Origin of the sequence: Brevundimonas sp. (genome assembly GCF_023259385.1) — a bacterium.
Lineage (GTDB): Bacteria > Pseudomonadota > Alphaproteobacteria > Caulobacterales > Caulobacteraceae > Brevundimonas.
Window position 1 is genome coordinate 1 of sequence record NZ_JAHFPF010000015.1, and the last position, 25461, is coordinate 25461.

General features: G+C 69.7%; 30 protein-coding genes and 1 pseudogene. 21 read left to right on the plus strand and 10 right to left on the minus strand.

Annotated features, from left to right (window positions below; translation table 11 throughout):
* Both Q0C81_RS01965 and ftsH read left to right on the plus strand, forming a co-directional pair.
* Positions 1-398 (plus strand): annotated as a pseudogene (locus tag Q0C81_RS01965) (hypothetical protein); the annotation flags it as partial.
* On the plus strand, positions 395-2323 hold the full coding sequence (gene ftsH / locus Q0C81_RS01970; protein WP_291832776.1) for an ATP-dependent zinc metalloprotease FtsH: 1929 nt from the start codon (positions 395-397) through the stop codon (positions 2321-2323). The pseudogene Q0C81_RS01965 and the gene ftsH, both read left to right, overlap by 4 nt.
* A gap of 63 nt (positions 2324-2386) precedes the next feature.
* Here the strand turns inward: ftsH and Q0C81_RS01975 are convergent, their stop codons facing one another.
* Positions 2387-2800: a GreA/GreB family elongation factor gene (locus Q0C81_RS01975; protein WP_291832777.1), complete on the minus strand. Its 414-nt coding sequence runs from the start codon at positions 2798-2800 to the stop codon at positions 2387-2389.
* 293 nt (positions 2801-3093) lie between these two features.
* On the opposite strand from Q0C81_RS01975, the gene Q0C81_RS01980 reads away from it, so the two are divergent.
* Genes Q0C81_RS01980 through folP form a run of 6 tightly spaced genes read left to right on the plus strand, consistent with a single transcriptional unit; the run spans position 3094 to position 7773 of the window.
* Entirely contained in the window at positions 3094-4110 is a 1017-nt protein-coding gene (locus Q0C81_RS01980) for an alpha/beta hydrolase (protein ID WP_291832779.1), read from the plus strand.
* Positions 4111-4124: 14 nt separating this feature from the next.
* A complete protein-coding gene (locus Q0C81_RS01985) occupies positions 4125-5342 on the plus strand; it encodes an acyltransferase family protein (protein ID WP_291832781.1) in 1218 nt (405 codons plus the stop codon).
* 60 nt (positions 5343-5402) lie between these two features.
* Positions 5403-6047 carry a hypothetical protein gene (locus tag Q0C81_RS01990; RefSeq protein ID WP_291832783.1) on the plus strand — a complete coding sequence of 215 codons (645 nt, stop codon included), beginning with the start codon at positions 5403-5405 and terminating at the stop codon, positions 6045-6047.
* 3 nt (positions 6048-6050) lie between these two features.
* Complete coding sequence (locus Q0C81_RS01995; RefSeq protein ID WP_291832785.1) at positions 6051-6353, plus strand: transcriptional regulator; 303 nt, start codon at positions 6051-6053, stop codon at positions 6351-6353.
* Positions 6353-6949 carry a YdeI family protein gene (locus Q0C81_RS02000; RefSeq protein WP_291832787.1) on the plus strand — a complete coding sequence of 199 codons (597 nt, stop codon included), beginning with the start codon at positions 6353-6355 and terminating at the stop codon, positions 6947-6949. The genes Q0C81_RS01995 and Q0C81_RS02000 overlap by 1 nt, the downstream gene beginning before the upstream one ends.
* Before the next feature lie 35 nt (positions 6950-6984).
* On the plus strand, positions 6985-7773 hold the full coding sequence (gene folP / locus Q0C81_RS02005) for a dihydropteroate synthase (RefSeq protein ID WP_291832789.1): 789 nt from the start codon (positions 6985-6987) through the stop codon (positions 7771-7773).
* Here the strand turns inward: folP and Q0C81_RS02010 are convergent.
* The 8 genes from Q0C81_RS02010 to Q0C81_RS02045 form a co-directional block, all read right to left on the minus strand.
* Complete coding sequence (locus Q0C81_RS02010) at positions 7767-8171, minus strand: hypothetical protein (protein WP_291832791.1); 405 nt, start codon at positions 8169-8171, stop codon at positions 7767-7769. The genes folP and Q0C81_RS02010 overlap by 7 nt on opposite strands.
* Positions 8172-8409: 238 nt before the next feature.
* Positions 8410-9654, minus strand: a complete 1245-nt coding sequence (locus Q0C81_RS02015; protein WP_291832793.1) for an NAD(P)/FAD-dependent oxidoreductase — start codon at positions 9652-9654, stop codon at positions 8410-8412.
* A gap of 56 nt (positions 9655-9710) precedes the next feature.
* Entirely contained in the window at positions 9711-10103 is a 393-nt protein-coding gene (locus Q0C81_RS02020; protein WP_291832795.1) for a VOC family protein, read from the minus strand.
* Positions 10104-10115: 12 nt separating this feature from the next.
* On the minus strand, positions 10116-10538 hold the full coding sequence (locus Q0C81_RS02025; protein WP_291832797.1) for a DUF1579 family protein: 423 nt from the start codon (positions 10536-10538) through the stop codon (positions 10116-10118).
* On the minus strand, positions 10535-10975 hold the full coding sequence (locus tag Q0C81_RS02030) for an SRPBCC domain-containing protein (protein ID WP_291832798.1): 441 nt from the start codon (positions 10973-10975) through the stop codon (positions 10535-10537). Before Q0C81_RS02030 ends, Q0C81_RS02025 begins: the two co-directional genes overlap by 4 nt.
* Positions 10972-11439, minus strand: a complete 468-nt coding sequence (locus tag Q0C81_RS02035) for an SRPBCC family protein (RefSeq protein ID WP_291832800.1) — start codon at positions 11437-11439, stop codon at positions 10972-10974. Before Q0C81_RS02035 ends, Q0C81_RS02030 begins: the two co-directional genes overlap by 4 nt.
* On the minus strand, positions 11436-12026 hold the full coding sequence (locus Q0C81_RS02040; RefSeq protein WP_291832802.1) for an SRPBCC family protein: 591 nt from the start codon (positions 12024-12026) through the stop codon (positions 11436-11438). The genes Q0C81_RS02035 and Q0C81_RS02040 overlap by 4 nt, the downstream gene beginning before the upstream one ends.
* Positions 12023-12334 (minus strand): helix-turn-helix transcriptional regulator, encoded by a 312-nt coding sequence (locus Q0C81_RS02045; RefSeq protein WP_291832805.1) that lies wholly within the window; start codon positions 12332-12334, stop codon positions 12023-12025. Before Q0C81_RS02045 ends, Q0C81_RS02040 begins: the two co-directional genes overlap by 4 nt.
* 215 nt (positions 12335-12549) lie before the next feature.
* On the opposite strand from Q0C81_RS02045, the gene thiD reads away from it, so the two are divergent.
* The 4 genes from thiD to Q0C81_RS02065 are packed head-to-tail and all read left to right on the plus strand — an operon-like array spanning position 12550 to position 15285.
* The gene (gene thiD / locus Q0C81_RS02050) at positions 12550-13347 is read left to right on the plus strand and encodes a bifunctional hydroxymethylpyrimidine kinase/phosphomethylpyrimidine kinase (protein ID WP_291832807.1); all 798 of its coding nucleotides are present in this window, start codon (positions 12550-12552) and stop codon (positions 13345-13347) included.
* Positions 13344-13916: a nucleotidyltransferase family protein gene (locus Q0C81_RS02055; RefSeq protein WP_291832809.1), complete on the plus strand. Its 573-nt coding sequence runs from the start codon at positions 13344-13346 to the stop codon at positions 13914-13916. The genes thiD and Q0C81_RS02055 overlap by 4 nt, the downstream gene beginning before the upstream one ends.
* An 11-nt stretch (positions 13917-13927) precedes the next feature.
* Entirely contained in the window at positions 13928-14479 is a 552-nt protein-coding gene (locus Q0C81_RS02060; protein ID WP_291832811.1) for an AAA family ATPase, read from the plus strand.
* Complete coding sequence (locus Q0C81_RS02065; RefSeq protein ID WP_291832813.1) at positions 14476-15285, plus strand: PhzF family phenazine biosynthesis protein; 810 nt, start codon at positions 14476-14478, stop codon at positions 15283-15285. The genes Q0C81_RS02060 and Q0C81_RS02065 overlap by 4 nt, the downstream gene beginning before the upstream one ends.
* A gap of 63 nt (positions 15286-15348) precedes the next feature.
* Here the strand turns inward: Q0C81_RS02065 and Q0C81_RS02070 are convergent, their stop codons facing one another.
* On the minus strand, positions 15349-15735 hold the full coding sequence (locus Q0C81_RS02070; RefSeq protein ID WP_291832815.1) for a hypothetical protein: 387 nt from the start codon (positions 15733-15735) through the stop codon (positions 15349-15351).
* A 337-nt stretch (positions 15736-16072) separates the two neighbouring features.
* Here Q0C81_RS02070 and Q0C81_RS02075 point away from each other — a divergent pair, with 337 nt between their 5' ends.
* The 9 genes from Q0C81_RS02075 to Q0C81_RS02115 all read left to right on the plus strand — a co-directional run bounded on the left by Q0C81_RS02075 (position 16073) and on the right by Q0C81_RS02115 (position 25359).
* On the plus strand, positions 16073-16360 hold the full coding sequence (locus Q0C81_RS02075; protein WP_291832817.1) for a hypothetical protein: 288 nt from the start codon (positions 16073-16075) through the stop codon (positions 16358-16360).
* Between the two features lie 9 nt (positions 16361-16369).
* On the plus strand, positions 16370-17050 hold the full coding sequence (locus Q0C81_RS02080) for a response regulator transcription factor (protein ID WP_291832819.1): 681 nt from the start codon (positions 16370-16372) through the stop codon (positions 17048-17050).
* Positions 17047-18483 carry a sensor histidine kinase gene (locus Q0C81_RS02085; protein ID WP_291832821.1) on the plus strand — a complete coding sequence of 479 codons (1437 nt, stop codon included), beginning with the start codon at positions 17047-17049 and terminating at the stop codon, positions 18481-18483. Before Q0C81_RS02080 ends, Q0C81_RS02085 begins: the two co-directional genes overlap by 4 nt.
* A gap of 84 nt (positions 18484-18567) precedes the next feature.
* Positions 18568-19929, plus strand: a complete 1362-nt coding sequence (locus Q0C81_RS02090; protein ID WP_291832822.1) for a hypothetical protein — start codon at positions 18568-18570, stop codon at positions 19927-19929.
* Between the two features lie 37 nt (positions 19930-19966).
* Positions 19967-20770, plus strand: a complete 804-nt coding sequence (ccmI, locus tag Q0C81_RS02095) for a c-type cytochrome biogenesis protein CcmI (RefSeq protein WP_291832824.1) — start codon at positions 19967-19969, stop codon at positions 20768-20770.
* Positions 20767-21237: a cytochrome c maturation protein CcmE gene (gene ccmE, locus Q0C81_RS02100; RefSeq protein WP_291832825.1), complete on the plus strand. Its 471-nt coding sequence runs from the start codon at positions 20767-20769 to the stop codon at positions 21235-21237. The genes ccmI and ccmE overlap by 4 nt, the downstream gene beginning before the upstream one ends.
* On the plus strand, positions 21234-23213 hold the full coding sequence (locus Q0C81_RS02105) for a heme lyase CcmF/NrfE family subunit (protein WP_291832827.1): 1980 nt from the start codon (positions 21234-21236) through the stop codon (positions 23211-23213). The genes ccmE and Q0C81_RS02105 overlap by 4 nt, the downstream gene beginning before the upstream one ends.
* A complete protein-coding gene (locus Q0C81_RS02110) occupies positions 23210-23701 on the plus strand; it encodes a cytochrome c-type biogenesis protein (protein ID WP_291832828.1) in 492 nt (163 codons plus the stop codon). Before Q0C81_RS02105 ends, Q0C81_RS02110 begins: the two co-directional genes overlap by 4 nt.
* Positions 23702-23814: 113 nt before the next feature.
* Complete coding sequence (locus Q0C81_RS02115; protein ID WP_291832829.1) at positions 23815-25359, plus strand: trypsin-like peptidase domain-containing protein; 1545 nt, start codon at positions 23815-23817, stop codon at positions 25357-25359.
* The last annotated feature ends 102 nt before the right edge of the window (positions 25360-25461 follow it).

The following is a 25461-nucleotide window of genomic DNA, read 5'->3' on the forward strand; positions in this document are numbered from 1 at the left end:
GCCCCATCCCCCTGTCGCCCGGCGTCGGGACGGTCTGGGACGGCCGGTGGCTGGTGACGGCGCCGGACGCCGGCTGGACCGTCTGCCCCGCCGCGGGGCGTATGGCCCTGTTGTCAGACGCCGATCGCGAGGTCCTGAAGGCCCTTCCGCCCGCCGCCCGCGGGGCTCGCCCTGTGCTGATCCGGAACGCTCCGGATGCTGCGGTTCTTGCAGGGGAGGGCATGAAGGCGCACGCCCTGGTCGAAGCGAGACTGGCGGCGGCGCTGGACGGAATGACGCATGAACGGGATCTGGATGCTCACGCACATGGCGCGACGCCCCGGAACCACCTATTTTCTGGCGTGACATCATCGAACGACGGGCCGCAACCGCGTTCCGAGGAAACGAGACGAGAATGAATCTGCGCAACCTGGCCATCATCGGCGTCCTGATCCTGGGACTGGCGACGGCCTACATGGCCTTCAACCGCGGCGGCCTGACGGCCCCCGAAAACGCCAAGGCGACCGCCGCGCGTCCGGCCGAGATGAGCTATTCGGACCTGCTTCAGGCCCGCAACGCCAACGCCATCGCCAGCATCGAAGTGCATGGCGAGCAGGTGAAGGCCACGCTCAAGGACAACCGCGTCGTCACCGTCGTCACGCCCATGCCCAACGGCGCGCTGATCGACAGCATCACCGAGAAGGGCGCGACCGTCGACGTCAAGAACACCCGCCAGCCGATCTGGATCGGCATCCTGATGGCGGCGCTGCCCTTCCTGCTGATCATCGGCCTGTGGATCCTGATCATGCGCCAGATGCAGGGCGGCACGCGCGGGGCCATGGGCTTCGGCAAGTCCAAGGCCAAGCTGCTGACCGAGCACAAGGGCCGCAAGACCTTCGACGACGTCGCCGGCGTGGACGAGGCCAAGGAAGAACTGCAGGAGGTCGTCGACTTCCTGAAGGATCCGGGCAAGTTCCAGCGTCTGGGCGGCAAGATCCCCAAGGGCGCCCTGCTGGTCGGCCCTCCGGGGACGGGTAAGACCCTGCTGGCCCGCGCCGTCGCGGGCGAGGCCGGCGTGCCCTTCTTCTCGATCTCGGGCTCGGACTTCGTTGAGATGTTCGTCGGCGTCGGCGCCAGCCGCGTGCGCGACATGTTCGAACAGGCCAAGAAGAACTCGCCCTGCATCATCTTCATCGACGAGATCGACGCCGTCGGTCGCCATCGCGGCGCCGGTCTCGGCGGCGGCAATGACGAGCGCGAGCAGACCCTGAACCAGCTGCTGGTCGAGATGGACGGCTTCGAATCCAACGAAGGCATCATCCTGATCGCCGCCACCAACCGTCCCGACGTTCTGGACCCGGCCCTGCTGCGTCCGGGCCGCTTCGACCGTCAGGTCGTGGTGCCCAACCCCGACGTCGCGGGCCGCGAGAAGATCCTGCGCGTCCACATGAAGGACGTGCCGCTGGCCGCCGATGTGAATGTGAAGACCATCGCGCGCGGCACGCCGGGCTTCTCGGGCGCCGATCTGGCGAACCTGGTCAACGAAGCCGCCCTGATGGCCGCCCGCAAGGACCGCCGCATGGTCACGCACCGCGACTTCGAGGACGCCAAGGACAAGGTCATGATGGGCGCCGAGCGCAAATCCATGGCCATGAACGAGGAAGAGAAGCGCATGACCGCCTATCACGAGGCCGGTCACGCCCTGGTCGCCATCAACGTCAAGATGGCCGACCCGGTGCACAAGGCGACCATCGTCCCGCGCGGCCGCGCGCTCGGCATGGTCATGCAGCTGCCGGAAGGCGACCGCTACTCCATGAAGTATCAGCAGATGATCGACCGTATCGCCATCATGGCGGGAGGCCGGGTGGCCGAGGAGCTGATCTTCGGCAAGGAGAACATCACCTCGGGCGCCAGCTCGGACATCCAGCAGGCCACCAAGCTGGCGCGGGCCATGGTCACGCGCTGGGGCTTCTCGGACAAGCTGGGCACCGTCGCCTACGGCGAGAACCAGGAAGAGGTCTTCCTGGGTCACTCGGTCGCGCGCAGCCAGAACGTCTCGGAAGAGACCGCCCGGATCATCGATGAAGAGGTCAAGCGCCTGGTCACCGACGGCTGGGATGAGGCGCGCCGCATCCTGACCGAGAAGGCCGAGGATCACGAGAAACTGTCCCAGGCCCTGCTGGAGTACGAAACCCTGTCGGGCGACGAAATCCGCGACCTGCTGGAGAAGGGCCTCGCGCCGAACCGCGACGAGAGCAACTTCCCCACCGCCGGCCCGTCGGTCTCGGTGCCGATCACCCCGGTGTCGGACGGCGTCGAGGTCGAGGTTCCGACGGTCCACTGATCCGTCGCGCCATACGAAACAGGAAGGGCCGGGGAGCGATCCCCGGCCCTTTTTCCGTCCGCCTCAGACCAGGTCGTCGGGATCCTCGATCAGGACGGGCGTCAGGGTGCGGATCTGCCCGGATGGGGCGGGCCACCGGATCGACTGCCCCTGCGCCAGGCCCAGCAGGCCCGCGCCGACGTGCGACAGGGGCGAGATCAGCCCCTGATCGATATCGGCCTCGGCCGGAAGCACGATCTTGATCCGCCGCGTCCGGCTGTTGTCGCCGTCGACGTAGTGGACCCAGTGGTTCAGGCCCACGGTGGGGATGCGGCGGCCCGAGCGGTGCACATGGGCGCGGGCGAGTTCCTGCTGCAGCAGGCCTGCCGCGCCTTCGGCGTCGGCGTCTCCGACAAGGCCTGAAAGCAGGGCGTGGTCCGTGGCGCTGAGGTGGATGGCGGGCAGACGCGGGGCGGCGCCCGTGGAACGGGTTGTCATGGAATTGATCTCGATATGAAACGTGCAGCGCGCCCGCTCGGGCGCCGTCGCTGCTGTTGAACAGGTCGCGCCTCCCGGAGGCGCGACACGCGTCATCGCCCCCGGGTCAGTCGCCTGCGACGAGGCGGCCCGCGTGATTCAGCATTCGACCCTGTTCGGACAATCCGCACATGCCCCGCAGGCTAGGCCGACCACGGGGGAAGTCAAACCAGATGGATGTCGCTGTAATGAACAAGTTTGCATTTCAAACAAGTCTGACGTAGAACGCTGCTCTCAACGAGGGGAAGCCCATCATGCCGTCATCTGAAATCCGCCCCATCGGCCGTTCGCATCGGTTCGGCGCGCGCAAGGCCGGAGCTCTGGCGATCAGTCTGCTGGCGTTCGCCGCCGGGAGCACGTCAGCGGCGGCCCAGGGCGCGGTGAATCCGGCTCCCGCCGCGTCGGGCGGCTATGTCCGCCCGGCGGCTCCGGGTCGACTGGTCGCCATCGCTGACGGTCGCCGGCTGCACATCCTGTGCGAGGGCGAAGGCGGCGGACCCGCGGTGATCTTTGAAGCTGGGCTGTCCCAGTACACCGCCAACACTACCCTGAGGGCGGCCCAGGACGCGATCGCGGGCTTCGCGCGGGTCTGCACCTATGATCGCGCCGGGATGGGCTGGAGCGACCCCGCTCCGGAGAGCTGGAGCTATCCGGACAGGGTGGAAGACCTGCGCGCCCTGCTCACGGCGGCGGGGATCGACGGCCCCTATGTCCTTGTCGCCCATTCAATGGGCGGGCTCCTGGTTCGCGCCTACGCCGCCGCCAATCCCGATCAGGTGGCGGGCCTGGTGCTGGTGGACGCCACTTCGGAACGCAATCTCCCCGAGATCGACGCCGCCCGGGGACCGACCCTTTCGCAGATCGACGCGGCCCTGGCGGTCTCCCGGCCGGGCGTGCCGGTGATCGGCATGCCGGCCGGGACGCCGGCGGAAGTGCAGATGGCCTTCACGCCGGAGGTCCTGCGGGGCGTGAAGGCGGAGTTCGAGGCCCTGGGCCGGCTCGGTCCCGAGACCCTGCCGCCGGGCGGGCCGGGCGCGCTGGGCGACCTGCCTCTGATCGTCATCCGCCGGGGACGGACGATGTCGCCGCCGAGCGAAGCGGATCTGAACCATCGTCAGGGCCAGGAGGATCTGGCCGCCCTGTCCTCGAACAGCGTGCTGATCGTCGCGGAGAACAGCGGCCACACCATTCCGCTGGATGAGCCGCAGGTCGTGGCCGACGCGGTGCGCCGCCTGCTCGACGCCCTGAAATCCAACAACCGACGCCTGTGAAAGAGACCGGTTCAATGACCCATTCCGAAATCCGTCCACCCGAACGCCTTCATGGCCTCGACGCCCTGCGGGGCGGCGCGCTGTTGCTGGGCGTCGTCCTGCACGCCAGCCTGTCCTTCTTCCCCCAGCAGATCTGGATCGTCGCCGACGACAGCCGGTCGATCGGGGCGGCCTGGCTTTTCTTCGCCATCCACCTGTTCCGAATGACGGCCTTCTTCCTGATCGCCGGCCTGTTCGCCCACATGATGCTGAGCCGCAAGGGCTGGTGGGGCTTCGCGCGGGACCGGGCGGTGCGCATCACCGGGCCGCTGCTGGCCTTCTGGTTCCCCGTCATGGCGGGGATCGTGACGGCCCTGGTCTGGAACGCCCACGCCAACGGGATGATCGTCCCGGGCGCGCCGCCGCCGCCGCCGCCGACCTATGACTGGACCAATGTCCCGCTGACCCACCTGTGGTTCCTGTACGTCCTGTCCCTGTTCTGCATTGCGACCCTGATCCTGCGCGCGCCCTTCGCGGCGCTGGACCGCAATGGCGGCTGGGGCCGGGTGGTGGACCGGATCACGGGCGCGCTGATCGGCTGGTGGACGCCCGTCCTGATGGCCGCGCCGCTGGCGCTGGCGCTTTGGCTGGACCCGAAATGGATCGCCTTCTTCGCCGTGCCGACGCCGGATGCGGGACTGGTCCCGCACACCGCCGCCCTGGTCGGCTTCGGGTCGGCCTTCGGGCTGGGCTTCCTGCTGGATCGGCGGCGCGAGCTGCTGGACAGGATCGCCGCCTGGTCGCCGATCTTCCTGCTCGTCGCCGTGGCCTCGGGCGTCGCGGCCTATGAACTGGCGGGCGGACCGAAGCTGGCGCCGATGGTCGAGCCGACCACGACCAAGGCGATCGCCGCCGCCGTGTGCGCCCTGGCGGTCTATTCGTCCGCCTTCGCCGCCCTGGGCCTGAGCCTGCGGTTCCTGTCCGGCCATAGCCCGGTCCGCCGCTACCTCGCCGACGCCTCCTACTGGGTCTACATCCTGCACCTGCCGCTGGTCATGCTGGCCCAGGTGTGGGTGCAGGACTGGCCCGCGCCCTGGTGGATCAAGCTGGCGGGCGTGTCGCTCGGCGTCTTCGCCGTCTGCCTGGGCTCCTATGAGTTGCTCGTGCGGCACGGCTTCATGGGCAAGTGGCTGAACGGCCGCCGCATCCCGTGGCGTCGTCGGGCTGAACCTGAGGCGGTTCCCGCCGAATAACTTGCCAACCCCTTCCGGCTCGTCCACCCCGATGGACGAGCCGGTTCGGAGAGAGTCGCCATGCCCGCCAAGCCCCGTCTGCATTCGCCCGAGGACGACCTCGCCTTCATGCGCTCGATCGTCGAGGGCGGCGGGCGCGTGCCCATGACGCTGGCGGTCTGCTACCTGGCCGGCGGCCTGATCTACGGCGCCCAATGCCTGTTCCACCTCGGTCAGGTCTTCGGAGTGGTCCGCCTGCCGGACCTGGCCAATCTGATCATCGTGGTCGGCTTCACCGCCGCCTTTCTGGTCGTCCTGACCTGGGCGATCCTGCGGGATCGCAAGCAGGGCGCGCTCAATCGGGGCCCGACGGCGTCGCGCACGCTGAGCGCGGCCTTCAGCGCCACCGGCATGGCCAATACGGCGGTGATCATCGTTTTCGCCGTGGGCGCGATCCGGGACAAGGATTTCGCCATCTGGCTCTATTACGCCGCCATCGTCTTCGCGCTTCAGGCCGCCGCCTGGTACGTGGCCTGGATGCTGAAGCGGAAGGGCTGGATGCTGGCCACCGCGCTGGGCGGCTGGGTCACGGCGGTCGCCCTTGGGGTGCTGGTGCGCCAGCCGCTCGCCTATCTCGGCGTCTGCACCATCGCCCTGTTCCTGCTGTTCGCCCTGCCGGGCCTGATCCTGTTCCGCGACGCCCGCGCCGGATCGAAGGCGGTCTGAGCCATGGGACTGGCGGATCTCGGACGGATCGACGAGGTCATCCACGGTCGCATGCGGCTGGGGATCATGGTCTATCTGGCCGACGCCGACACCGCCGACTTCACCGAGCTGAAGACCGTGCTGGAGGCGACGCAGGGCAATCTGTCGGTCCACCTCAAGAAGCTGGAGGAGGCGGGCTATGTGGCCATCGACAAGAGCTTCAAGGACAACAAGCCGCTGACCCGCGTCTCCATCACCCCAACCGGCCGCAAGGCGTTCGGCGCCTATCTGGATGCGCTGGGCGGACTGATCGGGAGCAAGGGCTGATGGCGCCGGTCATCGTCGATCCCGCCCGCGTCCGCGAGTTCGAGGACGCCGACGCCTTCTACGCCTGGCTGGCGAGGAACCACGACCGCGAGCCCGAGGTCTGGATCAAGATCCACAAGAAGGGCTCGGGCCTGAAGTCGATCAATCACATCGAGGCCATCGAGACCGTTCTGTGCTGGGGCTGGATCGACGCCATCCGCAAGGGCTTCGACGACAAGAGCTTCCTTCAGCGCTACGTCCCGCGCGGGAAGAAGAGCACCTGGAGCCAGGTCAACGTCGACAACATCGCCCGCCTGATCGCCGACGGCCGCATGACCGAACACGGCCTGAAGCAGGTCGAGGCGGCCAAGGCCGACGGCCGCTGGGACGCCGCCTACCGCATCAAGGGCTCGACTGTCCCAGATGACCTCCAGGCCGCCATCGAGGCTGATCCGCAGGCCAGGGCCTTCTTCGCGACCCTGACCGCCCAGAACCGCTTCGCCCTGATCTTCCGCCTGCAGGCCCTCAAGACCGAGGCGGGCCGCGCCAAGCGCATCGCCGCCACCGTCGAGATGCTGCGCAAGGGCGAGACCGTCTATCCGCAGGGCAAGGGCTGATGGCCGTGCTTCGCCCCCATCCCCGACCGAGGGTCATGGGCATTGTCAACGTCACGCCGGACAGCTTCTCGGACGGTGGGCGGCACGACACGGTCGAGGCGGCGATCGCGCACGGACTGGAGCTGGTCCGGCAGGGCGCGGATATCCTCGACATCGGCGGCGAGAGCACGCGGCCGGGGGCCGAGCCGGTCAGCATCGAGGACGAGATCGCCCGCACCGCCCCGGTGATCGCCGGCCTGCGCGCGCACTGGGCCGGGCCGCTCAGCATCGACACCATGAAGCCCGAGGTGGCGGCCGTGGCCGTCGGCGCCGGGGCCAATCTCTGGAACGACGTCTCGGCGCTGGGCTTCTCGCCCCGCAGCCTGCCGACCGCCGCCGATCTCGGCTGCGACGTGGTGCTGATGCACATGAAGGGCGAGCCGCGGACCATGCAGGACGCGCCGCATTACGACGACGTGGTGTCCGAGGTCGCCGACTGGCTGGCGCTGCGGGCGGGCGAGGTGATGGCGGCGGGCGTGGCGCCGGACCGCATCTGGCTGGATCCCGGCATCGGCTTCGGCAAGACCCTGGCGCACAACCTGGCCCTGACCGCGCATCTGGAGCGGATCGGCGCGACCGGCCTGCCGATCCTGTACGGAGCGAGCCGCAAGCGCACCATCGCCGCTGTCGATCCCACGGCGGCCGAGGCTTCAGACCGCCTGGGCGGCTCACTGGCCCTGGCGCTGGAAGCGGCGCGGCGCGGCGCGGCCGTCATCCGGGTCCACGACGTGCGCGAGACGGTTCAGGCGCTGGCCGTGCAGGCCGCCGTCACGGCGGCTCAGTAGGCGGCTCGGGCGGGCGCTTCTCCCTCGACCCAGCCTTGGGCGAACGCGTTCACATCCTCCATCTGGCGGCTAAGGACGCCCAGCCAGCCGCCAGTCCACGTACCGAAGGCCTCTGTTCCGTCCGGCCGCTTCAGGCTCTCCGGCAGGGTCCGGATCAGATAGACCGGGTTCTCGTTCGCATCGTACGCTTGGCCAAGGGCCGTGAAGTCCTCGCCGGACATCTGATAGACTGGCCGCCCTTGCCGGGCCAAAGTCACGCGACCGAACTTGCGACCCTTCATCGTCGCGGCGACCTGGAAGAGCGCCCTCATCAGGTCCACCGGGGCGGCGGTATCCACCGACACCAGATCGATCGTGATGTCGCGAGGATGAATGAGCCAGGACCGGTAGACGTGCACCTGCGCCGCGTCGGCGTTCCTGCTGTCCTTTGACAGAGCGGACGCCGCCGGCGCCCAGACACTCAAGTTGAAGACAGCGATGGCGCTGAGGACTGCGGCGGCGATCCATAGCCCCGACCTTCGCCGACTGGCCGGAGCGGTTGCTGGCGGGTCTGATTGTTCGGTCATGGTGCGGCCTCCCCGGCCGGATCATTGTCCGAACACGCCCCTCCCGCAATCCGTGTTTATCCGCCGGCCGTCACGGCAGCCGGGTGAGCAGCCGCGCGCCGCGGCCCATGGTGAACCAGGCCCAGGTCCAGTTGACGTAGACCGCCGCCCGGCTGCGGAAGTCGATCAACAGCATCAGGTGGACCAGCGACCACGCCAGCCAGGCGATGAACCCCTTCAGCTTCCACGGCCCCAGCAGGGCCACGGCGCGGGAGCGGCCGATCACCGCCATCGTGCCCCAGTCGTGATAGCGGAACGGCGCCGGATCGGGCCGTCCCTCCGCCCGGGCGCGGACCAGCCGGCCGACCCACTTGCCCTGCTGCTTGGCCACGGGCGCGAGGCCGGGCAGGGGCTTGCCGTCCTGCCGGTAGCTGGCCACGTCGCCCAGGGCGAAGACGTTCTCCATCCCCGGAACGGCGCAGGTCGCATCGACCACGACGGCGCCGTTGCGCACCGCCTCCGCGCCCAGCCACTGGGCCGCCGGCCGGGCTTCGACCCCCGCGCTCCACAGCACGGCGGCGGCCTCGATGGTCTCGCCGCCGGCGCGCACCAGGCCGTCAGAGATGGCCTCCACCGCCGTTCCGGTGCGGACCTCGACGCCCAGTTCCTCCAGCGCCCTTTCGGCATAGGCGGACAGGTCCTCGGGGAAGGCGGCGAGCACGCGCGGCCCCGCCTCGAACAGGATGACCCGCGCCTGCGTCGGGTCGATGCGGCGGAACTCGTTGCGCAGGGTCATCCGCGCCATCTCGGCGATGGTCCCGGCGGTCTCCACCCCCGTCGGCCCGGCCCCGACCACGACGAAGGTGGTCAGCCGGCGCGCCTGCGCCGGATCGTCGGCCAGTTCCGCCCGTTCGAAGGCGGCCAGCAGCTTGCGGCGGATGGTCAGGGCGTCGTCCAGCGACTTCAGCACCTCGGCGTCGTCCGACCATTCGGGATGGCCGAAGAAGCTGTAGGCGGCGCCCGTCGCCAGGATCAGCCAGTCATAAGGCTGGTCCGGCCCGTCCTTCAGCCGCACGCATTTCGCCGCCGCATCGACCGCCGTCACCTCGCCCATCAGGACGGTGACGTTCTTCTGGCCCTTCAGCAGGGTGCGCGAGGCGGTGGCGATGTCGGCGGGCGACAGGGCCGCGGTGGCGACCTGGTAGAGCAGGGGCTGGAACAGGTGATGGTTGGTGCGGTCGATCAGCACCACGTCCACATCGGCGCCCTTGAACGCCTTGGCGGCGGCCAGCCCCCCGAAGCCGGCCCCGACGATCACCACGGTCTTCCTCGACACGACGGCTCTCCTGTTTCGATATTCCCTATGTAGTGAATACCGCGCCGGAAAGCCCGTCAGATCGTCTGGTAGAGCATGATCAGGTTGCCGCAGGTGTCGTTCAGCGTCGCGGCGCGCACCGCACCCATATCGGCGGGCGGGCCGCGGAACGCGACGCCCAGTCCGGTCAGGCGTTCGTAGTCGGCGTCGATGTCGTCCACCTCGAAGGCGGTCCATGGGATGCCCTGCTCGACCATCCAGGCCTGGAAGGCCGCCACCTCCGGCTTGGTCGAGCCGGGCTCGATCGACAACTCGACCCCGTTGGGATCAGCCGGTGAGACGACGCTCAGCCAGCGGACCGGTCCCATCGGAATGTTCTGCTTCACCTGGAAACCGAGCTTGTCGACGTAGAAGCGTTCGGCCTTGTCCTGATCGGGCACGGAAATGCTGGTCAGTTTGATGCGGATCATCGGTCCCCTCCTTCAGGTCTTGCGGCGGTAGGTCGTGGTGGTGAAGTCGCGCCACTGTCCGTCCTGGCCGAGCACGCGCCCGGTCAGCCGGCGCTCGTCGGGCGAAAGGATTTCGAAGACGTCGTCGTAGTCCGTCTCCTCGCCCTCGATATCGAAGCTGGGACCCCGGCTGCGCATGTGCAGCCGGCCGTCCTCGACGGCGCCGTCATAGGTCCACAGAGTGGGGTGTTCCCAGCTTACGAAATCGCCCGTGACCCTGCCCGTCGCCGGATCGAACGCGAACTGGAAGCGGACGTCGTCGCTGGATTCGATGATGATCCAGGCGCCGCGGCGCGTGACGGTCTCCACGCCCGTGCGGCGCTGAGAGGGATCGTCGGGGATCGTGCGGCCGTCGAATGTCCACTCGCCGATCAGTTGGTCGAGCCAGTCGCTCATGATTGATCTCCAGTTGGTGACGCCTCCACGGTCCTCGCGAGGCCGTCCAGGATCATGGTCCAGCCCTTGGAGGCGCCCTCGACGAAGTGCGCCCATTCGTCCGGCAGGGCGTGTTCGAGCAAGACAAGGCAGCCGTCGCCGGCAGGCCGGAACGTCACGGTGACGATGATCGACGGGTCGTCGGCGTATCGGGTCTCGAACACGATGCGGTGCGGCCGGTCGATCTCGATGAAGACGCCGTGATGCTCGGCGAGGTCTTCACCGCGTCGTTCGAACAGCTCGATCACCCCGCCCGGACGGGGCTCATAGCGGACATGCTCCATCACGCCCGTGGGGGTCGCGTATAGCCATTCGCCGACATGGGCGGGATCGAGGAAGGCGTCGAACACCCGCTCCGGCGGATGGCGGAACCGCTTCTCCACACGTACGCCCGTCATGCCGACCATCCCGGTACACGGTGCTCGGGGAAGCGATCGGCGATGAAACCCGGCTCGATCCCGTGCTCCAGCCAGATCTTGGCCCCGGCCATGACCAGGGCGAAGCCGCCGGTGGAATCAAGAGCCTCGGCGACGCCGTCCGCGTCGTCCGTGAAGCCGCGGTTCTGGACCGTGACCCACGCGTGGTCGCCCCGGGGCTCGAACAGCCACTCCACCTCGGTCGGGGACGATGTGTTGTCCCAGTCGATCAGGATGCGGCGGTTCGGCTCGACGGCCTTGACCACGACCTCGGTCGAGACGCCGTACATGGCCCAGGTCCAGGTCAGGGTCGCGCCGGGCTCCAGCCGCCCGCCGCCGTCGGTGAACCAGAAGCGGCGGGTGATCGCCGGATCGATGAAGGCCTCGAACACCTCGGCGACGGGCCGGCGGATCAGCATGCCGGCGGCGGCGACCGGGGCGGTCATCTGGTGGTCCAGTCGTTGGTGTGGCCCGCGTCCTGAGCGCCCTCCAGCCGCGCGCCATAGGCGTCGCGCAGGGCGAACCAGCGGTCCCAGTTCCACGGATGCCGCACGCCGCGCACCGCGTCGTCCAGGCCTTCCATGTGATGCTGCCAGCCGCTGAGCACATTGGCCCGCGCGCCCGCCCAGGTTTCCGGCACCTGGTGCACCAGCGTCAGGTGGGTGCCGTCGCCGTCCGGCTCGAGCCGCCACGAGACGACCGAGTCCGGATTGCTGCCGAAGGTGTGCTCGAAGCGGCTGTAGGGCTGCACCGTCAGCACCTCGTTCGACTGCCGGCGCTTCTCCGGAATGTCGGGCATGAAGTCATTGTCGGGCTGGCGGAAATTGAGCTCCATCTTCCCGCCGGGGGCCAGTTCGATCTCGGCCTCGGCCAGCCAGCAGGCCAGGCCGTCGCCCGTGGTCAGGGCCTTCCAGACCCGCTCGGGCGAATGGCGCAGGCGGCGCTCGAAGCGGATCTCCCAGCCGTCCTCCACCCGGCGGATGGCGCCCGCGTCGGCCCCGAGGGCGACGGGCGGATAGGTGGTGTCGGTCATTGCGGAAACTCCCTGTCGAGGTGCGCCTCCAGCGCATCCAGCGTGCTCGTCCAGAAGCGGCGATAACCCGCCAACCACTGGTCCAACTCCTTCAGCGGCGCGGGGTTGAGGCTGTAGAGCCGCCGCGTCGCGTCCTTGCGCACGGTCACCAGTCCGGCCTCACGCAGCACCGACAGGTGTTTGGACACCGTCGGCTGGGCGATGGGCAGGGCGTCGACGAAGTCCCCGGCGGGGCGTTCGCCGTCCGCCAGCATGGCTAGGATGGCCATGCGGTGCGGTTCGGAGAGCGCTTGAAGGGCGGCGTACATAAGTATTGCCTATCGGCAATATAGCCGTAGGGCAATGAAAAATGTGCACTTGGAAAAAAAGCGAGTGCACATTGTGCACTTTTTCTCGTTCAGGTGAGGGTGGCCGTGGCGGCTCGCCTCTCCCGAGCGGAAATTGAGTAGCACTCGACCCCGTCAGTTTTGGTCGTAGCGGGATCGGACTTGTCCCGACCTTCGGACTCGGCCATCTGCGGGGCATGACTTCCTCCCTCGGACGCGTCCTGATCATCGCCGGCTCCGACTCGGGCGGCGGGGCGGGAATTCAGGCGGACATCAAGGCCGTGACCGCCCTGGGCGGCTATGCGGCGACGGCCATCACCGCCATCACGGTCCAGAACACCCTGGGCGTCCACGGCGTGCATCCCCTGCCGCTGGACCTGATCGAGGCCCAGGCCCGAGCGGTGCTGGACGACATCGGGGCCGACGCGATCAAGACCGGCATGCTGGGATCGACCGAGGTGGTCGAGCGGGTGGCGGCCATTCTGGACACCTCCGACGCCCTGACCGTCGTCGACCCGGTCATGATCGCCAAGGGCGGCCACCCGCTGCTGCCCGATGAGGCGGTGCAGGCCGTCCGCACATTGATGATCCCGCGCGCCACCCTGCTGACTCCCAATGCGCCCGAGGCCGAGGCCCTGACCGGGCTGACGGTCGCCGATCTCGACGGCCAGCGCCGGGCGGGCGAGTTCCTGCTCGGCATGGGCGCCAAGGCGGTGCTGATAAAGGGCGGCCACGTCCCGGGCGAGACCGTGGTCGACGTGCTGGTCACCCCGAACGGCGAGACCCTGCTGGAGGGCGAACGCGTCGATACCCGCCACACCCACGGCACCGGCTGCACCCTCGCCAGCGCCTGCGCCGCCGGCCTGGCGCGCGGCCTGACCCTGGAAGTCGCGGTCGCCGAGGCCTGGGCCTATGTCGCCGAGGCCATCCGCCGCGCGCCCGGCCTGGGGGGCGGCCACGGCCCGCTGGATCACGGCTGGACGCTGCGGAAATGAGCGATCTCGAGGCTCGCCTCGCCGACGTCGTCCGCGCCAACCCGGATCTGATGCACGTCCTGAAGACGGTGCGCGCGCTCGGCCTCAATGACTGGCGCGTCTTCTCCGGCGCCGTCTACCAGGCGGTGTGGAACGACGTCACCGGCCGACCGGCGGGCTACGGGATCAAGGACTACGACCTGGGCTATTTCGACCCGGATGTCAGCTGGGACGCCGAGGACGTCGTCATCAAGCGGGTCGCCGCCGCCTTCGAACCGCCCTTCCGCGACATCGTGGAAGTCCGGAACCAGGCCCGCGTCCACCTGTGGTTCGAGGACCGCTTCGGCGAACCCTATGACGCCCTGCCCGACACCGATACGGCCCTGAGCCGCTTCGTCGCCCCGGCCTTCTCCATCGGGATCCGGCTGGAGGAGGACGACGCCATCAGCGTCGCGGCGCCCTTCGGCCTGGAGGACATGTTCGACATGGTCCTGCGCCCCAATCCCAACCGCCCGCTGGCCAAGGGGTGGGACAAGGTGGTGGCGAGCGCGCAGGGGCGATGGCCGGAGCTGACAGTCGTTCGGCCATGACCCCAAAGCCCTTGCCCGACACCGATCGCTTCGTCGTCATCTCGGGTTGCTCGGGTGGTGGCAAGTCGACGCTTCTGGCGGAGCTGGCGCGGCGAGGTCATTCCGTCGTTGAGGAGCCGGGCCGGCGCATCGTCAGGCAGGCGTCGGAAGACAATGACCCATCCCTGCCTTGGCGAGATCTCGCCGCCTTCGCTCGCCGCGCGGCGGACATGGCGTCGGCGGATCGAGAGACCGCGCCGGCGGCGGGGTGGGTCTTCTTCGACCGGAGCCTGGTGGATGCGGCGGCGGCGCTGCAGCACGCGACGGGCGAAGCCGCCGTCGAACGCCTGGGCCGGGACCATCGCTATAATCCGGAAGTGTTCCTGACGCCGCCCTGGCCCGAAATCCGCGTCACCGACGCTGAGCGACGGCAGGGGTTCGACGAGGCTGTGCGGGAGTATGATCGCCTGATCGAGGCCTACAAATCGCTCGGCTATCAGATCGTCGATCTGCCCAAAGTCAGTGTCACTGAGCGTGCCGACCTGATCCTGCGAAGTCTGAACGCTCAAGGGAAGAACCGATGAAGCAGTGGACTGTCGACGCCTTCGCCGCCGCGCCCTTCCGGGGCAATCCCGCCTGCGTGGTCGAGCCCTTCGACCGATGGCCGGACACCGGATGGATGCAGGCGTTGGCGAAGGAGAACAATCAGGCCGAGACCGCCTTCCTGCTGCGCACCGCCGATCCCGCGCGCTTCGGCCTGCGCTGGTTCACCCCGGGGACGGAGGTCGATCTGTGCGGCCACGCCACCCTGGCCGCCGCCCATGTCCTGCTGGCGGAGACGGGTCTGGAGGCCGAAGCCCTAACCTTCGACACCCGCTCGGGGCCGCTGATCGTGCAGGCGTCGGGGCAGGGGTATGAGATGGATTTTCCCGCCGATCCGCCGCGCCGCACCGGGCCGGTCGAGGGGCTGGCGCGGGCGCTGGGCGTCGAGCCGGTCGAGGTCTGGGCGGGGCGCTATCTGGTCGCCGTGCTGGCGGACGCCGCCGCCGTCCATGCGGTTTCGCCCGACATCCGCGCCCTGGCCGCCTTGCAGGGCGAGGCAGGGGAGGCCGGGCAGGTCATCGTCTGCGCCCGCGCCGATGCGCCTGACGGCGTCGATGTGGTCGACCGCTTCTTCGCGCCGGGCTGCGGCATCGACGAGGACCCCGCCACCGGCTCGGCCCACTGCATCCTGGCGCCGCTCTACGCCGACAAGCTGGGCCGTCCGGACGTGCGTTTCCGCCAGGTCTTTCCGGGGCGGGGCGGCGACATCGAAACGGTGCTGAACGGCGACCGGGTCCTGCTGCGCGGACAGGCGGTGACGGTGATCGAAAGCATGCTCAGGCTCTGAACGGCGAAAGGGGCGCGACCCTTTCGGATCGCGCCCCTCAGACGCCGGATAGGACGTCAGAGCTTAGTGGCGGCGGCCGTCGCGGTCGCGGCGCTCTTCGCGGACCTGGCGCGACAGCTGGTCATAGCGGCGGTCCAGGTCCTGACGCTCGCGGGCCGACAGGCCGCCGCGCTGGTAGCTATACTCGAGGCGGACCAGCGAGTTCAGCTCAGCCCGCAGGCGGCTGGCCTCGCGGCGGCTCAGCTGGCCGTTGCGCTGACCGACGTCGATGCGCTGGTCGAGGTTGTATTTGCGCTGGGCGATCGGCTGCCAGCCGCGGTGGTTCTGCTCGTAGCGGGGACCGCCGCGATCATGGCCGCGATCGTGCTGGCCGTAGGACTGGGCGGCGGCGGGGACCGCGACGGAAGCCGCGGCCAGGACGAGGGCGGGGATAAGGGCTTTCTTGAACATCGGGTCTCTCCTTGGCTTGGCGCAACCGGATGGGCTGCGTTGACCCGGATAAGAGCAGCCCCGGCCTGAGCCCGACCTGAACAGCCGAAGTCAGTTAACGTTCATCTGCATGAAATCGGCGTCACGCCGGCCCAGGCCTGTTCTGGTTTGGGAGAGATGGTCCGCGCACGCGCGCGAGCCACGTCAGGCCGCATGGGGTCGGGAGGTCCCGCCGGGCCGACAGCTCGCGGCCAGAAAAAGATGCTTCGCGCCGACCGGTCGATGCCCGCGAACCGTGAAATATGTCTAGACTGCTCGTTCAGCCGTCGTTCAGAGCCCCGAGACTAGAAACCGATCCATGAACCGGATGTCCGCCCTTGTCGTCGCCGCCTTGCTCGCCGCAGCGCCCTTCCAGGCCGCGGTCGCTCAGGATGGGCCGCGCGGCGATCGCCGTCCGCCGTCCCAGGAGCAGCCGCAGCGCCAGGAACGGCCCCAGATGAGCTCCGCTGAAGCGCAGCGCATCGCCCAGTCGCGGGCGGGCGACGCCCGCTTCGTGGGCTATCGCGGTTTCTCGGGCGGGGCCCATGTGTTCACCTTCGAGCGCGACGGGCGGGTGTTCAACATCTCCGTCGACGCCAGCCGCTAGGATCCGACGATGCGAGTGCTTCTGGTCGAAGACGACGCCGACCTCTCGCGCCAGCTGAAGCTGGCGCTCGGGGATGCGGGCTATGCGGTGGATCACGCGGCGGACGGCGAGGAGGCGCATTTCCTCGGCGACACCGAGCCCTATGACGTCATCGTCCTCGATCTCGGCCTGCCCAAGATCGACGGGGTGTCCGTGCTGGAACGCTGGCGGCGCGAGGGCAAGACCACGCCGGTCCTGATCCTGACGGCGCGCGGCGCCTGGTCGGACAAGGTGTCGGGCTTCGACGCCGGCGCCGACGACTATCTGACCAAGCCGTTCCACACCGAGGAGTTGCTGGCCCGCCTGCGCGCCCTGCTGCGCCGCTCGGCCGGCATCGCCTCGGCGACCCTGTCCTGCGGCGGCCTGCGCCTCGACCCTCGCGCGGCCCGCGCCAGCGTCAACGGCGAACCCCTGCGACTGACGTCGCTGGAGTATCGCCTGCTGCACTATATGATGATGCACCAGGGCCGGGTGATCAGCCGCACCGAGCTGGTCGAGCACCTGTACGATCAGGACTTCGACCGGGATTCCAACACCATCGAGGTGTTCGTCGGCCGCCTGCGCAAGAAGATCGGCTCCGACCGGATCGAGACCGTGCGCGGCCTCGGCTACCGCCTGACGCCGCTGGCCGGGGAGTCTGACGCGGCGTGACCGACACGGCGGGGGAAGGCGAGACCGCGACGGAGCCGAAGACCTGGGGCCGCTGGTTCGGCCGTCCGGGCCGCAGCCTGACCCGGCGCCTGATCTGGCTGGCCGCCGCCTGGATCGTCGTCGCCCTGGCGCTGACCAGCTGGGCCCTGACGAGCCAGTATGAGGAAAGCACCCTGCGTCGCCTGGGCTTTCTCCTGAACCAGACCATCGACGAGGTGGTGCTGGCGACGACGGTGACCCCGGACGGCGTGACCGTCGCCGAGATCAAGGACTCGCAGACCCTTCGCCCGCTGTCCGGCAAGTATTGGGCGGTGGGCGAGCTGGACGGGGAGGGCGGGGTTCGGACGCTGGCCCGTTCGCCCTCGCTGGCGGGCGAGGACCTGAACGTGCCGCCGGGGCTCGGCAACCGTCTGCAGGGCGCGTTCGGCGAGACGATCAGCTACAACGCCCCCGGCCCCATCGACAAGCCGCTGCGCGTCGCCGCCAGCCTGAAGACCATGCCCGGCCGGGATGCGCCGCTGGTGCTCATGGCGGGGGTGGACCGCTCGATGATCGACGCCGACACGCGCCAGTTCGCCACCTTCACCGGGACGGCGCTGCTGATCCTGGGGCTCGGCCTGGTGGTCGCGGTCTTCCTGCAGGTGCAGATCGGCCTGCGCCCGCTTTACAGCCTGCGCAACGAGATCGCCGACGTGCGCAAGGGCAAGGCCGCCCGCATCGCCCGAACCTATCCGCTCGAGATCCAGCCCCTGGCCGAACAGGTCAATCAGCTGCTGGACCACAATCAGGAGACGGTGGAGCGCCAGCGCACCCACGTCGGCAACCTGGCGCACGCCCTGAAGACGCCCCTGTCGGTCATGCTGGCCGAGGCGGGCGCCCAGGAGGGCGACCTGCCCGACATGGTGCGCAAGCAGACCGAGGTGATGAAGGCCCAGGTCGATCACCACCTGCGCCGCGCCCGCGCCGCCGCCCGCGCCCAGTCGCTGGGCGAACGCACCCCCATCGCCGAGGTGCTGGACGAGATGGCCGTCATGCTGGAGCGGGTGTTCGAGGAGAAGGGCGTCGAGATTGACTGGCGCGCGCCTGACGAGCTGGGCTTCCGCGGCGAGCGTCAGGACCTGCAGGAAATCCTCGGCAACCTGATGGAGAACGCCTGCAAATGGGCCAAGCGCCGGGTCCGCATCTCGGCCGGGCCCACCCATCTGGGCCAGATGATCGTGGTGGTCGAGGATGACGGCCCGGGTCTGCCCGAGGAGCAGCGCGCGGCCGCCCTGCAGCGCGGCATGCGCATGGACGAGACCACGCCCGGCTCGGGCCTGGGCCTGTCCATCGTGGTCGAGCTGACCCGCGCCTACGGCGGGAAGATCACCCTGGGCGACAGCGACATGGGCGGGCTCAAGGTCCTGCTGGAACTTCCCACGGCGGAAATCTGACCACAGAACAGTTGGTTAGAGCCTGTTAACCCTGGCTACCCCATTTTGGGGGCCTGCCGGACCTTGCCGGCTCGAAGAGGTCCCATGTCCGGGCTGACCGCCGCCCATCGCGTCGCGCTGGCCGCCCTGATCGGGCGGTGCCCGGAGACCGTCCTGAAGTCCGTCTCCGCCGCCGTCGCCGCCCTGCCGGGCGGCCGCGCCGCCGAGCTGCGCCTGATGCTGGCCGAGGAGATGCGCGATCGCGCCCGTCGCGCGGTGGTCCTGGCGCCGATCGCCCGCATGTTCCAGCCCCGCGCGGACGGCATCGCCGCCCTGGGTTTCCCGCCTGCGGTCCTGCCCCGCCTGTGGCGCGCGGCCATCGAACGCGAGCCGGATCTGCTGCCGCGCCTGGACACCGACGGGCCGGACGCGGTGGCGGTGGCCAACCGCTTCTGCCTGGCCGCCGCCTGCGCCGTCCGTGACCGGCCCGCCCTGGTCTGGCCCGAGAGCCTCGCGCCCGACCGCAGGGCTCAAGGGCTGATCGACCTGGCCTGTTGTCTCGATCTGGCCCACCTGGCGCGGCGCGGCCTGCCGTCGATCGAGGTCTGGCTCAAACGCCCGGACGGCGATCAGCTGGCCGAGCTGCGCCTGCTGGTGAAGGACTGTTCCGAAATCCATTCCGACGGCGCCACCCGCCTGCTGGAGATGCTGTTCGCCCGGCTGGACGATGCGGTGCTGGTGCTGCGCATCATCACCCGCACCTCGGGCGTGGCGGGCCGTCAGGGCTTTCTCAGCGGTTCGGAGCTGGCTGATTTCGTCGATCGGCTGCTGGCGGGCGTGGACGACCGCGCGGCCCGGCTGGCGGCCTATCGCCCCGACGGAACCGTCGGCGGCGTCGATGCGGTGATCGCCGATCTCGACTGGTGCGCCAGCGTGCTGGCCGAGCTGGACGTGACCCTGACCCTGGATCCGGATTCGGAGTGGGGACGGCGGGTGCGGGACAGCCGGGTCAAGGTCGCCGCCTGGCTGTCGGGCCTGCTCCGCAGCGCCGACAAGGCCGTGGACAAGGCGCTGCCCCTGGCCCGGGTGCAGACCACCGGCCGGATGAGCCGGATGGCCCCGATGCTGGGGGCCGCCGCGCGGGGAGAAGCGGCCGACGCGGCCTTCGCCCTGCTGCGGCTGGTCGGCGCCACCCGCGGCGCCGCCGCCATCTTCGGCGCCGAGGCGGCGCGCAAGGCGCTGGTCGAGGCCCTGAGCGTACGACTGGTCGACTATGCGGACCAGGTGCTGGGCCAGATCAACGACGGCGAGGCCGCCGACGAGGCGCATGCGCTGAAGCTGGTTTCGGTCGCCGCCCGCTATCTGGAACTGATCGACGCCCGCGACCCGGCGCGGACCGTGCGTCGCCGCGCCGCAGTGGCCGGAGGGCCCCCCGTATCGAGCGGGGCCTCGTCGCGGGCGGCCTGATCGGCTACATCGCGCGGCGATGATGTTTTTCTGGATCATGACGGCTCTGCTGGCGGCCCTCGCGGGCCTGCTGGTGCTGACCGGCGCCCGCCGCGGCGCCGACGCCGGCGAGGCGGTCGAGACCGCCGCCGCGGCCGCCGAGCTGGCTGAGCTGGATCGCCTCAAGGCGCGCGGGCTGATGGACGAGGCCGGCTGGGCCGCCGCTCGCGCCGAGGCCGGGCGCCGCATCCTGTCGGGCGAGCGCGCGGTCGCGCCGGTGCGGGCCGGATCTAAGGACCGCGTATGGACCCTGGCCGGGGCGGGCGCGGCCGTCGCGGCGGCGCTGGGGCTGTATCTTCTGGTCGGCACGGTGGGACTGCCGGACCAGGCCTATGAGCGGCGGGTCGACGAATGGGCGGTCCAGCCGGAGGCCCTGGAAGGCCCGCAGATCGCGGCGGTCGTCGCCCGCATCGTGCGCGAGCAACCCGACAATCGTCAGGCCCTGACCATGCTGGGCGCGGCCCGCTTCGACGCGGGCGATCCCATCGGCGCGGCCTCCGCCTTCCGCCGGGCGCTAGCGCTCAACCCCGAGGACGCCCAGAGCTGGGCCCGGCTGGGCGAAAGCCTGGTGCGCGCCAATGACGGCGCGGTCGGGGGCGACGCCGAGGCGGCCTTCCAGGAGTCCCTCAAGCGCGACCCGAACCAGCTGGGGGCCCGCTACTTCCTCGGCGAGGCCGCCCTGGCGCGGGGCGACGCGGCGGGCGTGCGCGCGATGTGGCTGCCCCTGATCGCCGCGCTCGATCCCGCCGATCCGCGCCGGGCCGATCTGGAACGCCGCCTGCCGCCGGGAGGCGCCGCATGAGCTGGCTGCCGAAATCGCCCAAGGCGCGCCGCCGCCTTTGGATCGTCGCCGCCGTGGCGCCTATCCTGGCGCTGGCTGTCGGCCTGTCACTCTACGCCATGCGCGACAGCGTGACCTTCTTCTTCTCCCCGTCCGAGGCCTCTGCGGAGAAGGCGCCGGCCGGCCGGGTCATCCGTCTGGGCGGCCTGGTCGAGATGGGCAGCGTCCAGCGCGACGCCGACGGCCAGGTGGCCTTCGTCGTCACCGACAATGTCGCGGCCACCCGCGTGGTCTACCGCGGCGACCTGCCCGACCTGTTCCGGGAAGGGCAGGGGATCGTGGCCCAGGGCGCCTTCCTGCCGGACCGCTCGTTCCGCGCCACCCAGGTGCTGGCCAAGCATGACGAGACCTATATGCCGCGCGAGGTCGCCGACCGGCTGAAGGCCAAGGGCGAATGGCGTCCCGCCGCCGGAGATCCCGCCTCGTGATCGTCGAAACGGGCGCCTTCGCCCTCATCCTCGCGCTGGCGCTGTCGGTGCTGCAGGCGGTCATGGCGGCCGCCGGACGCCTGCGCCGCAGCCCGGTTCTGGCCGGAGCCGCCAACGGCGCGGCCATCGCCGCGGCGGGCCTGGTCGCCGTGGCCTTCGCGGCCCTGATCTTCGCCTTCGCGGTGTCGGACTTCTCGGTCGCCAACGTCGCGGCCAACAGCCACACCGACAAGCCGATGCTTTACAAGGTCGCCGCCGCCTGGGGCAGCCACGAGGGCTCGCTGCTGCTGTGGTGCCTGGTCATGACCGGGTTCGGCGCGGCGCTGGCGCGAGCGCACAACCTGCCCTTCGGCCTGAAGACCTGCGCGGTGGCGACTCAGGGCCTGCTGGGCGCCCTGTTCCTGGCCTTCACGGTCTTCACCTCGAACCCGTTCACGCGGCTGAACCCGGCTCCCTTCCAGGGCGACTCGCTGAATCCGCTGCTGCAGGATCCGGCGCTGGCCCTGCACCCGCCGCTGCTCTACCTCGGCTATGTCGGCTTCTCGGTCTGCTTCTCGCTGGCCGTCGCCGCCCTGATCGAAGGGCGCGCCAACGCCAGCTTCTGGCCCGCCTGGGGCCGTTGGGTTCGGCCGTGGGCCTTGGCCAGCTGGGCCTTCCTGACCGTCGGCATCATGCTGGGCAGCTTCTGGGCCTACTATGAGCTGGGCTGGGGCGGCTGGTGGTTCTGGGACCCCGTCGAGAACGCCTCCTTCATGCCCTGGCTGGTGGGCGCGGCCCTGCTGCACAGCGCCGTGGTCACCGAGCGGCGCGGAGCGCTGGCGGGCTGGACCACCTTCCTGGCCCTGCTGGCCTTCACCTTCTCCATGCTGGGGGCGTTCCTGGTGCGCTCGGGCGTGCTGACCAGCGTGCACGCCTTCGCCGTCGATCCCGAGCGCGGGATGATGCTGCTGGCTATCCTGGGCGGGACCGCCGGACTGGCCTTCGCCCTGTTCGCCTGGCGCGCGCCGCAGCTGAAGGGCGGCGGCCTGTTCGCCCCGGTCAGCCGGGAGGGCGCGCTGGTCATCAACAACCTGTTCCTCACCGCCGCCGCCGCGACGGTGCTGCTGGGCACCCTCTATCCGCTGATCCTGGAGGCCGCGTCGGGCGCGACCATCTCGGTCGGCCCTCCCTATTTCGCCCTGACCTTCGTGCCGCTGATGGCCGTGGCCCTGCTGATCCTGCCCGCCGGGCCGCTGCTGGCGTGGAAGCGCGGCGACCTGAAGGGGGCGAGCCAGCGGCTGGCGGTCGCCGCCGCCCTGACCGTGGTGATGGCGCTTCTGGCCTTCGCCGTGTTCGAGCCGCGCAAGGCCCTGTCGGCGGCGGGCGTCGGCCTGGGCGCCTGGCTGATCCTGGGCGCGCTGGCCGAGACCGCCGAGCGCATCCGCCTGTTCCGCGCCCCTCTGGCTGAGACGCTGCGCCGGGCGAAGGGCCTGCCGCTGGGCGCCTGGGGCATGACCCTGGCCCACGCCGGGCTGGGCGTCTTCGTGCTGGGGGCCGTGGTCGAGACCGGCTATCGCGTCGAGGCGGCCCGTCCGCTGGCCGTCGGCCAGTCGGTGCAGGCAGGGAAGTGGACCGTGACCCTGGATCAGGTCCGCATCGTCGAGGGGCCGAACTATCTGGCTGAGCAAGGGAAGCTCAGCGTCGCCACGCCCGGCGGCCGCACGCGCGAGGTGACCGCCGAGCGGCGGTTCTTCCCGGCGGGCGGCCAGACGACGACCGAGGTCGGGCTCGATTTCCGCGGGCTGGACGACGTCTATGTCGTGGTCGGCGAACGGGCGCGGGCGACGGACGGCCAACCCGCCTGGAACGTGAGGGTCTGGTGGAATCCGTGGGCGCGGCTGATCTTCCTAGGGCCGCTGATCATGGCGCTGGGCGGGGTGTTGTCGCTGATGGACCGTCGGTTGCGGCTGGCCGTGAACGCGAGGAATGCGGCATGAAGCGCGCCCTGCTGATCGCGGTCGCCGCCGTGGGGCTGATGGCCGCCGAGCCGCCGCCCGCGCCGGACCGGCCCCTGCCGGATGCGGCCCAGGAAGCCCGCGCCCAGCGCCTGTTCGACGACATCCGCTGCGTCGTCTGCCAGCACGAGGCCATCGCCGACAGCCCGGCGGGCATCGCGGCCGACATGCGCGGCCTGGTGCGCGAGCAGATCGCCGCCGGCCGCACGGACAAGGCGATCCGCGAGGACCTGGTGCGCCGTTACGGCGACTTCGTCCTGTTCAAGCCGCCGGTGCGGATCGGGACCTGGCTGCTGTGGTTCGGACCCCTGGCGATGTTGCTGGCGGTGGGCGCCGCGCTGCTGGTCTTCGCGCGTCGCCGGAAGATGGAGATTTCTCCGCTTTCGTCTGATGAGGAGGCTCGACTGGCCGATATTCTCGCCGGAGAGCAGCTTCGCCGCGATCCTGACGCAAAGCCGTCCGACGACTGACGCGGGGCAGGAGCCATCATCGCGCCGTGGCGTTGGTGAGATCCACAAACGCTCTATATTCATCGCCGTAACGGGCGCATTCGTCGCCCGGCAAGAGGATCGCAAGACCGCCTATGATGAAGCGCAAGGAATTCATGCTCGGAGCCGTCGCCGGCCTGGCCTTCGCCGCCGCCGCGACCGCGGGTGGAGTGATCGACTGGCCGGCCGCCCATGCCGACCCCGTCGCGGGCGTCAGTGGACGTCTGATCCCCAGCGCCGGCGCCGCCGGCCTGAACTTCGCGCCGCCGCAGGGCGCGCCGCTGAGCTTCGCCGACATCTTCGCCCAGGTCGCTCCGGCGGTCGTGCAGATCGACGTAAAGACCCGCGTGCAACAACCGCGCGGCGGTTTCATCCAGATCCCGGGCCTCGGCCCTGTGCCGGTTCCGGCTCCGAACGGACAGGGCGAAGGCGAAGACGGCGAGGGCGCGACCGCCCTGGGCGCCGGTTCGGGCTTCTTCATCTCGGCCGACGGCTTCATCGTCACCAACAACCACGTCGTCGCCGACGCGGTCGAGATCAGCGTCAAGCTGGCCGACGGGCGTGAGATGGCCGGCCGGATCATCGGCCGCGACGAGGCGACCGATCTGGCCGTCATCAAGGTGGACGGTTCGGACTTCCCGTTTGTCAGCTTCGAGGAGACGGCCCAGCCCCGCGTGGGCGACTGGGTCATCGCCGTGGGCAACCCCTTCGGCCTGGGCGGCACCGCCACGGCCGGCATCGTTTCGGCGCAGGGGCGGAATCAACTGGATCGGGATACGCCCTACACCGACTACATCCAGATCGACGCCGCCATCAACCGGGGCAACTCGGGCGGCCCGACCTTCGACATCTACGGGCGCGTCATCGGCGTGAACTCGGCCATCTACTCGCCGTCAGGCGGTTCGGTCGGCATCGGCTTCGCCATCCCCGCCTCGGTCGCCAAACCGATCACGGATCGGTTGATGCGTGGTGAAAGCATTGAGCGCGGCTACCTTGGTGTCGAGATCGGGCCGATCGACCGCACCTGGGTGGGACCATTGGGGCTTCAGAGCCGCGATGGGGCCTATGTGAACAGCGTCACGCCCGGTGGTCCGGCCGAACGCGGTGGTCTGCAACAAGGCGACGTAGTTCTGAGCCTGAACGGCCAGAAGATCACGGACTCCAACGACTTGACCCGTCGAGTCGGGCAGGCGAGACCCGGCGACAACCTGCGGCTGGAAGTTCTGCGCGACCAGCGCCGCCAGACGATCAACGTCCGCTCTGGTACGCGCCCCTCGGTCGCGGAGCTGAACAATGACGGCAGCACGGCTCCGGGCGACGAGCCCACTCCGGGCGGCGTCACGGCGGGTACGGCTGTCGGCGGCCTGACCGTCGCCGCAATGAGCCCGGCCTTGCGTCAGCGCTACGACATCCCCGCCAACGTCAACGGCGTGGTGATCACCCAGCAAGGGCGCGGCGACAACCGCGTCTATCAGCCGGGCTTTGTGATCATGCGGACGGGACGCGGCCCGGTGACCTCGGTCGCCGACTTCCAGGCCGCCGTTCAGGCGGCGCAGGCCGCGGGCACGGGGGTCTTCCTCTTGGTCTGGACGCCGCAGGGAAATCAGCCGGTCGTGCTGGACCTTCCGAAGTCTGAATAACGCTTAACTGACTTCATCGCCGCCGATGCGCTAACATCGGCGGCGATTTGCATTCAGGGGCTGATTCCATGCGCATTCTGGTGGTCGAGGACGACGCCGAGG

Coding starts and splice junctions, on each gene's coding strand:
- ftsH (WP_291832776.1), top strand. CDS start 395: ATGAATCTGCGCAACCTGGCCATCATCGGCGTCCTGATCCTGGGACTG.
- Q0C81_RS01975 (WP_291832777.1), bottom strand. CDS start 2,800: ATGACAACCCGTTCCACGGGCGCCGCCCCGCGTCTGCCCGCCATCCAC.
- Q0C81_RS01980 (WP_291832779.1), top strand. CDS start 3,094: ATGCCGTCATCTGAAATCCGCCCCATCGGCCGTTCGCATCGGTTCGGC.
- Q0C81_RS01985 (WP_291832781.1), top strand. CDS start 4,125: ATGACCCATTCCGAAATCCGTCCACCCGAACGCCTTCATGGCCTCGAC.
- Q0C81_RS01990 (WP_291832783.1), top strand. CDS start 5,403: ATGCCCGCCAAGCCCCGTCTGCATTCGCCCGAGGACGACCTCGCCTTC.
- Q0C81_RS01995 (WP_291832785.1), top strand. CDS start 6,051: ATGGGACTGGCGGATCTCGGACGGATCGACGAGGTCATCCACGGTCGC.
- Q0C81_RS02000 (WP_291832787.1), top strand. CDS start 6,353: ATGGCGCCGGTCATCGTCGATCCCGCCCGCGTCCGCGAGTTCGAGGAC.
- folP (WP_291832789.1), top strand. CDS start 6,985: ATGGGCATTGTCAACGTCACGCCGGACAGCTTCTCGGACGGTGGGCGG.
- Q0C81_RS02020 (WP_291832795.1), bottom strand. CDS start 10,103: ATGATCCGCATCAAACTGACCAGCATTTCCGTGCCCGATCAGGACAAG.
- Q0C81_RS02025 (WP_291832797.1), bottom strand. CDS start 10,538: ATGAGCGACTGGCTCGACCAACTGATCGGCGAGTGGACATTCGACGGC.
- Q0C81_RS02030 (WP_291832798.1), bottom strand. CDS start 10,975: ATGACGGGCGTACGTGTGGAGAAGCGGTTCCGCCATCCGCCGGAGCGG.
- Q0C81_RS02035 (WP_291832800.1), bottom strand. CDS start 11,439: ATGACCGCCCCGGTCGCCGCCGCCGGCATGCTGATCCGCCGGCCCGTC.
- Q0C81_RS02040 (WP_291832802.1), bottom strand. CDS start 12,026: ATGACCGACACCACCTATCCGCCCGTCGCCCTCGGGGCCGACGCGGGC.
- Q0C81_RS02045 (WP_291832805.1), bottom strand. CDS start 12,334: ATGTACGCCGCCCTTCAAGCGCTCTCCGAACCGCACCGCATGGCCATC.
- thiD (WP_291832807.1), top strand. CDS start 12,550: ATGACTTCCTCCCTCGGACGCGTCCTGATCATCGCCGGCTCCGACTCG.
- Q0C81_RS02055 (WP_291832809.1), top strand. CDS start 13,344: ATGAGCGATCTCGAGGCTCGCCTCGCCGACGTCGTCCGCGCCAACCCG.
- Q0C81_RS02065 (WP_291832813.1), top strand. CDS start 14,476: ATGAAGCAGTGGACTGTCGACGCCTTCGCCGCCGCGCCCTTCCGGGGC.
- Q0C81_RS02070 (WP_291832815.1), bottom strand. CDS start 15,735: ATGTTCAAGAAAGCCCTTATCCCCGCCCTCGTCCTGGCCGCGGCTTCC.
- Q0C81_RS02075 (WP_291832817.1), top strand. CDS start 16,073: ATGAACCGGATGTCCGCCCTTGTCGTCGCCGCCTTGCTCGCCGCAGCG.
- Q0C81_RS02080 (WP_291832819.1), top strand. CDS start 16,370: ATGCGAGTGCTTCTGGTCGAAGACGACGCCGACCTCTCGCGCCAGCTG.
- Q0C81_RS02090 (WP_291832822.1), top strand. CDS start 18,568: ATGTCCGGGCTGACCGCCGCCCATCGCGTCGCGCTGGCCGCCCTGATC.
- ccmI (WP_291832824.1), top strand. CDS start 19,967: ATGACGGCTCTGCTGGCGGCCCTCGCGGGCCTGCTGGTGCTGACCGGC.
- ccmE (WP_291832825.1), top strand. CDS start 20,767: ATGAGCTGGCTGCCGAAATCGCCCAAGGCGCGCCGCCGCCTTTGGATC.
- Q0C81_RS02110 (WP_291832828.1), top strand. CDS start 23,210: ATGAAGCGCGCCCTGCTGATCGCGGTCGCCGCCGTGGGGCTGATGGCC.
- Q0C81_RS02115 (WP_291832829.1), top strand. CDS start 23,815: ATGATGAAGCGCAAGGAATTCATGCTCGGAGCCGTCGCCGGCCTGGCC.